Source organism: Nocardia donostiensis, assembly GCF_002081715.1.
Lineage (GTDB): Bacteria > Actinomycetota > Actinomycetes > Mycobacteriales > Mycobacteriaceae > Nocardia > Nocardia donostiensis.
The window spans coordinates 1-6,661 of the sequence record NZ_MUKP01000092.1; the positions used below are offsets into that span (position 1 = coordinate 1).

Genomic DNA, 6,661 nt, shown 5'->3' on the forward strand with positions numbered 1-6,661 from the left:
CGGCCGAGCGTCCGGGGCGTGGCCCGGGAGGTGGGCCTGGTACGGGTGAGCGGCGTGCGGTGCAGGGTCGCTCCGGTCCGCCGTCGGGTCCGCCGCCGCGGCGTGGCGGCGGCGGGGGGTCTGATGGGCCTGCCGGGCGTAGGCCGGGGCAGAAGAAATCACGGTGGCGGATTGTGCGCCGGGTCATCTATGTGTTGATGGCGTTGGCGATCGTGGTGCCGAGCACGGTGTTCTTGATCGCGTATTCGTCGGTGTCGGTGCCGCAGCCGGGTGATCTGAAGACGAATCAGGTGGCGACGATCTACGCCGCCGATGGGGAGTCGGTGATCAGTAAGGTCGTTCCGCCGGAGGGCAACCGCACCGAGGTGAGTATCGATCAGATTCCGCCGCATGTGCGTAATGCGGTGACGGCGGCCGAGGACCGTGATTTCTACAGCAATCCTGGTTTTTCGGTGTCGGGTTTCGCGCGTGCTGCTCGCGATAATCTGCTGGGCCGTGAAAGCGCCGGTGGTGGTTCGACCATTACCCAGCAGTATGTGAAGAACGCGATGGTCGGCGATGAGCGCACATTGACTCGTAAGCTGCGTGAGCTGGTCATTTCGGCGAAGATGGCCAGGCAGTGGAGCAAGGATGAGATCCTCGCCGCCTACTTGAACACCATCTATTTCGGTCGCGGCGCTTACGGTATCGATGCGGCCGCGAAGGCGTATTTCGGTAAGCCGGTGCAGGAGTTGGACGTTGCCGAGGGCGCGGTGCTGGCTGCGACGATTCAGCTGCCGTCGCTGCTGGATCCGGAGAAGAATCCTGATGGCGCGAAGGCGCGCTGGAATTATGTGCTCGACGGTATGGTTTCGGAGGGCAATCTGAGTCCGGCCGAGCGCCAGAGTTTGCAGTATCCGCAGGTGGTGCCGGAGGCGTCGCTCGGTGACAGCGGTATGGATGCGGGTCCGTCGGGTTTGATCAAGACGCAGGTGCTGCAGGAGCTGTCCGAGGCGGGTATCAGCGAGCAGCAGCTCAATACGGCGGGCTTGCAGATCACGACGACGATCGATCCGAAGGCGCAGCAGGCGGCTGTGGATGCGGCGCGCGAGAATATGGAGGGCGAGCCGGGGCAGCTGCGGACCGCGGTGGTTTCGGTGGATCCGAAAACTGGTGCGGTGCGCGCCTATTACGGCGGTGAAGAGGGCCAGGGCTACGACTTCGCCAATGCCGGTTTGCAGACGGGTTCGTCGTTCAAGGTGTTCGGTTTGGCCACGAATCTCGAACTGGGCATTCCGTTGTCGCAGATGTACGACAGTTCCCCGCTCACCGTGCACGGCATCAAGATCACCAACGTGGAGGGCGAGTCGTGCGGTATGTGCACCATCGCCGAGGCGTTGAAGCGGTCGCTGAACACCAGCTTCTACCGGATGCAGCTGGATATGCAGAACGGCCCGCAGAAGATCGCCGATATGGCGCACAAGCTGGGGATCCCGAAGGAGATTCCCGGGGTGGGCAAAACGCTGACCGAGCCGGACGGTTCGGGCCCGAACAACGGTATTGTGCTCGGCCAGTACCAGGCCCGGGTACTGGACATGGCTTCGGCGTACGCCACGCTGGCCGCGTCCGGCATCTACCACAAACCGCATTTCGTACAGCGGGTGGTGACCGCGGATGGGCAGGTGCTGCTGGATCGCGGTGACGTCGCCGGGGAACGGCGGGTTTCGGAGGCAGTCGCCGATAACGTAACCGCCGCGATGGAGCCGATCGCCGCGTACTCGCGCAACCATGGGTTGGCGGGTGGCCGCGCATCGGCCGCCAAGACAGGTACCGCTCAGCTCGGCGACACCGGCGAGAACAAGGACGCGTGGATGGTCGGTTACACCCCGTCGCTGTCCACGGCGGTGTGGGTCGGCAGTGTGGACAACTCCCCGCTGCGCAATTACGGCGGCGCGATGATCTACGGCTCCAGCCTGCCCTCCGATATCTGGAAAGACACCATGGACGGCGCGCTGGAGGGCACTCCGAAGGAGAAGTTCCCGAAGCCTGCCCCGATCAAGGGTCAGGCGGGCGTGCCGAAGTGGACGGCCCCCTACACTGCGCCGTCGACCACGCAGGCTCCGTTCGAACCGCCGGTGGTGATCGAGCCGAGCCAGGTGGAGATCCTGCCCGGTATCACCATTCCGGTGCCCGGGGTGCAGCCGAATCCGCGCAGCAGGCCGCAACAGCAGCCGCAGTCGCAACAGCAGGGCGACGGCCCGCTGCCTGGGCAGCCGGTTGCCCCGGCGGACGGCTCATCTCCGACGATCACGGAAGTCCCGGATTCGGGTGACTCCGGGAACGATTACGGTGGCGAGAGCTACGGCCAGGACACCGACTCCGAGGGAGCGAACGGGACTGCGCCGAGCGGGTCCCGGTAGCCTCGGGTTCCGTGACCGAGCAGCGACTGGTGGGTGAGCAGACCGACGGAAGCGAGCCCGCCACCGCTACGCGGTACCGGGTCGTCGGTCCCCGTTACGATTCGCCCGGCCCGATGGCTCGCGATCTGCGTTCGGCCGATGCACGCGACCGTCCGAGCCGCAACGATTCGCTGACCGCGCAGCTGTGCACCGTGGTCGGGGGGCCGGTGGGCGACCATGCCCTGATCGGGCGCGCCCGGTTCTGGACCCCGATGCGGGTGCTGCTGGCGTTCACCGTGGTATTCCTCGCGTTCGGCTGGGCCGCGAAGGCGCCCTGCATCCAGCAGACCACCACTACCGGCGGCGCGCTCACCCTCGACTGGGGTGACGGCCGCCAGTACACGGCGATGTGCTACTCGGACACGGTGCCGCTGTACGGTGCGGAACGATTGAACGAGGGCGCGTTTCCCTACAAGAAGTCCTGGGTCGAGCAAACACCCGACGGTGGCACCGAGACCAGGTACATGGAATACCCGGTGCTGTCGGGTCTGTACCAGTACGTGTCGATGCTGATCGCCAAGAGCTGGGATGCGAGTCTGCTGCCCGGCGCACTGCAGGTGGTGATCTATTTCAACGTGGTCGCGGTGGGTTTGGCGTTGGCCTGGCTGGCCACTGTGTGGGCGTCGGCGCTGCTCGCGGGCCGCCGAGTATGGGATGCCGCGTTGATCGCCTGCTCACCGCTGGTGATCGTGCACGCTTTCACCAATTTCGACGCGCTCGCCACCGCCTGCGCGGCGCTCGGCCTGCTGGCCTGGGCGCGGCGGCGGCCGCTGCTCGCGGGCGTGCTGCTGGGTTTGGGCGGCGCGGCGAAACTGTATCCGCTGCTGCTGCTCGGCCCGCTCCTGGTGCTGTGCCTGCGCGCGGACCCGATGCAGCGCACACCGAGCGCGCATCTGGGTATCCGCGCCCGCGATATCGACAGCTGGGACGCTGCCCGCACCTGGCTGCGCGAAACCCCGTACCGGGTACGGGTTCTGGGAGGGCGCCCGCTGGGTGCGGGCGCGCTCACCGCCAGTGCGGCGCTGGGCACCTGGGCGGTGGTGAATCTGCCGATCGCGGTGCTCTATCCGCAGGGTTGGCGCGAGTTCTTCCGGTTGAACACGGCCCGAGGCGCCGACCCGGACTCCATCTACAACGTGATCGCTTCGTTCACCGGTTGGTCCGGTTTCGATGGTCCGCTGCCGCATGGGCAGCCGCCGTCCGTGTTGAACCTGGTCTCGCTGCTGTTGTTTGTCGCCGCCTGCCTCGGGATCGCCTATATCGGCCTCACCGCACCCCGCCGCCCCCGGCTCGCGCAACTGTGCTTCCTGGTGATCGCCGCGTTCTTGCTGACGAACAAGGTGTGGAGCCCGCAGTATTCACTGTGGCTGGTGCCGATCGCGGTGCTTGCACTACCGCATCGGCGGATCCTGTTGGCCTGGATGACGATCGACGCCCTGGTGTGGGTGCCGCGCATGTTCTATTACCTCGGCACCGACCGCAAGGGGCTGCCGGAACAGTGGTTCACCGGGACCGTGGTGTTGCGTGATCTGGCGGTGATCGCGCTGTGCGTGTTGATAATCCGCCAGATCTATCGTCCCGGTGAGGATCTGGTGCGCCGCGATTGCATCGATGATCCGGCCGGCGGGATACTCGACCGGGCGCCGGATCCGCTGCTGCCCTGGCTGCCGCCGCTGTTGCGACCGAAGGACGCCCCGGACAGCACCTGGCCGGGTGAGACCCAGCCGCCGCAGGCGCACAAGTCTCAGCCGCAGGTGTGCGAACCTCAGTTGGCGCGCAGGAACCGGGCCTGACGTTCCGGTTCCTGCGGCAGCAGATCCAGGTCGAGCTGCCAGGCGTTGTTGGTCCACGGGTCGAACAGCGGCGTGCCCGAAACGGTCGGCAGGTGACGGCACGACCTCGACAGCGCGGCGATGGCGCCGTCTTCGGAGTCGGACTCATTCGGTCCCACGATCACCGTGGACAGCCCGATGAGGTCGCCGCGCACCAGCAGCGCCCCGAGACGGTGCACGTCGGCGGTGTGATAACCGTGCGGGAAGTCCGCAGCCAGCAGCACTCGGTGTTCGGTCGGCGGGGCGCCCGCGCCGCTGCTGTGCGCCATCTCGGCGAGTTCTGCGGTGTCGACCAGGCTTTGCAACCGGGGAGAGATATCAGCGATATCGGTGACCGGCGGCCCGGCGAGCACCGGGGCGAGCAGCTCGCTGAGGCCGGTGAACGCGCCAGTCAGGTCGATGATGTCGACCAGCGTCGTGCGCTGCGGTGCTGCCGCGAGCAGCCGGGCCAGCAGCGCGCCGACCACCGGGGCGACGGCCGCCGATGATTCGGTATCGACCCACAGCGGCCGGTTCAACGGCACTGGAACACAGTACGGGATCCGCAGCGGTCCACGGCCTGGCCCGTACAGCTCGCCGAGGCGGATACCGTCGGCGGGCGCGGGTGCCCGGTCCCAGGCCGGTGCGTCCCAGGACGCCAGCGACGGCGGCAGCACCTGGTCGGCCTCGGCCAGTTCCCCCCGCAACTGCTCGCTGTCGCGCAGATGGTTGAGCTCGGCGGTCGAGATCAGTTCGTCGTGTTTGCGCTGCGCTTCGACGCGGGCGGCGTCAGCGGCCGGGGTGTTCCTGGTCGCCGGATCGGAAACAGCTGCCGACAGTTCCTGGTCGAGCCGCGTGCCCGCGTAGTCGCGCGCCGAACCGAGAGCGGCGGCCGAGCGGGCGGCGTCTTCGAAGATCATCCACAGCCGTTCCAGGCCGTGCCCGACCTCCAGGGGGGCGCCGAGCTGAGCCGGAGCTGCGTCCTGGGTCGCGGGCTGGGCCGGCTCGATGGCCGTTGCCTGCGTTGCGGGAGCGGTCTGTGGGGCCTGTGGGGCGGTCGGGTAGGCGTCGGCGCCGTGAGTGCGCAGCAGGTCGGCGAGGCCGCCCGCATACCCCTGCCCCAGCGCCCGCAGTTTCCAGCCCGGCCCGCGCCGGTACACCTCCAAGCAGATCAGCGCTGTTTCGCCCGCGGCGGGCGCGATCACGAACTCGGCCACCGGGCCTTCAGTGCCGTGCAGGGTGGCGGCCACCTTACTCAGCGCGGTCCCCGTGACAGCGGCGGAATCGGTGCTCACCACCAGCAGCACGGCCTGCGCGTCCGCGCGCACCGCGGCGGGGGTGATCGTCACCTCCGCCGGTTCGGTCCCGAGCTCGACGCCGGGTGTCTGTGGCCGGGCGGTCGATACCCAGTCGTCGGCCGAGGCGACCCGCAGATCCGGTGCGACGACCAGCGCGGAGATCTCGAGGGCGGTATCGGCTTCAGCACGGAAACGGAAGATATCGCCGGTCAGCGGAATGTTCTGACCGGCCTGCAACTCGATCACTGCACCAGCCCCGGTATCAGACGCTCAAGAACCGGCCGAGCTGCGGAAGCGCCTCACCCGGATGTTTGGCCTGGAAACCTTCACCGATCGCCTCCATCTTCCAGTCGTTGCCCACCCGGAAGACCTTCGCCATCGCCATCGCGGTGAACGGCATCCCACCTGCCAGGGAGTACCTGGCCAGTTCGGCGTTGTTACTGCCGTCGATCAATCGGCAGAACGCATTGCGGACCTGCTCGAACGTATGCCCCTTGTAAGAGGTGACGATGAAGATCAGCGCGGTGATATGCGGCGGGATACGGGTGAGATCCACCAGGATCATCTCGTCGTCGCCCGCGCCTTCGCCGGTCAGGTTGTCGCCCTGGTGCCGCACGGAACCGTCCTTGGAGGTCAGCTGCCCGTAGTAGGCGACGTCGGCGGGGTTCATATCGGCGAACATGACCACGGACGCGTCCAGGTCGATATCGACGGTGCGGCTGCCGAACATTCCGCGGGTCTGCACCGGATCCCAGCCCAGCCCCATTTTCACGAACGTCAACGCGACGCCGCCCTCTTTACGCAGGCTGACCCGCTGGCCCTTCTGCAGGCTGATCGGACGGTCCTTGCTCAGGCTGACCTCGCCCTGCTGCTGCGGCGGCGGAGGCGGAACGGGATGACCGGGCGGCGGGTAGCCCTGGCCCGGTCCCGGCGGCGGCGGATAGCCCCCGCCCTGCGGTGGATAGGGCGCGGTCGGCGGCTGCTGCTGCGGCGGCTGCGTGGGGTAGGCCTGCTGGGTCGGCGGCGGGACGGCGATCGGACACATAGCGGATGACGCCGATATACCCGGCTTCTTTGATGGCGGTTGCCGAGGGAACTCCCGCTGCGTAGTCGA

Annotated in this window: 4 protein-coding genes; 2 read left to right on the forward strand and 2 right to left on the reverse strand. The window is 67.5% G+C overall.

Annotation, left to right across the window (positions count from 1 at the left end; all coding sequences use genetic code 11):
* Window positions 1-59: 59 nt before the first annotated feature.
* Window positions 60-2,399, forward strand: coding sequence for a transglycosylase domain-containing protein (locus B0T44_RS25645; RefSeq protein ID WP_081512714.1), 2,340 nt, complete (start codon window positions 60-62; stop codon window positions 2,397-2,399).
* 113 nt (window positions 2,400-2,512) lie between these two features.
* Window positions 2,513-4,231: a glycosyltransferase family 87 protein gene (locus B0T44_RS25650; RefSeq protein ID WP_139348047.1), complete on the forward strand. Its 1,719-nt coding sequence runs from the start codon at window positions 2,513-2,515 to the stop codon at window positions 4,229-4,231.
* Here the strand turns inward: B0T44_RS25650 and B0T44_RS25655 are convergent.
* Both B0T44_RS25655 and B0T44_RS25660 read right to left on the reverse strand, forming a co-directional pair.
* Window positions 4,204-5,793 carry a TerD family protein gene (locus B0T44_RS25655; protein ID WP_077121957.1) on the reverse strand — a complete coding sequence of 530 codons (1,590 nt, stop codon included), beginning with the start codon at window positions 5,791-5,793 and terminating at the stop codon, window positions 4,204-4,206. The two genes, B0T44_RS25650 and B0T44_RS25655, sit on opposite strands and share 28 nt — an antisense overlap.
* Before the next feature lie 16 nt (window positions 5,794-5,809).
* Window positions 5,810-6,661, reverse strand: an 852-nt coding sequence (locus tag B0T44_RS25660) for a TerD family protein (RefSeq protein WP_139795368.1), incomplete at its 5' end; no start/stop codon positions are given.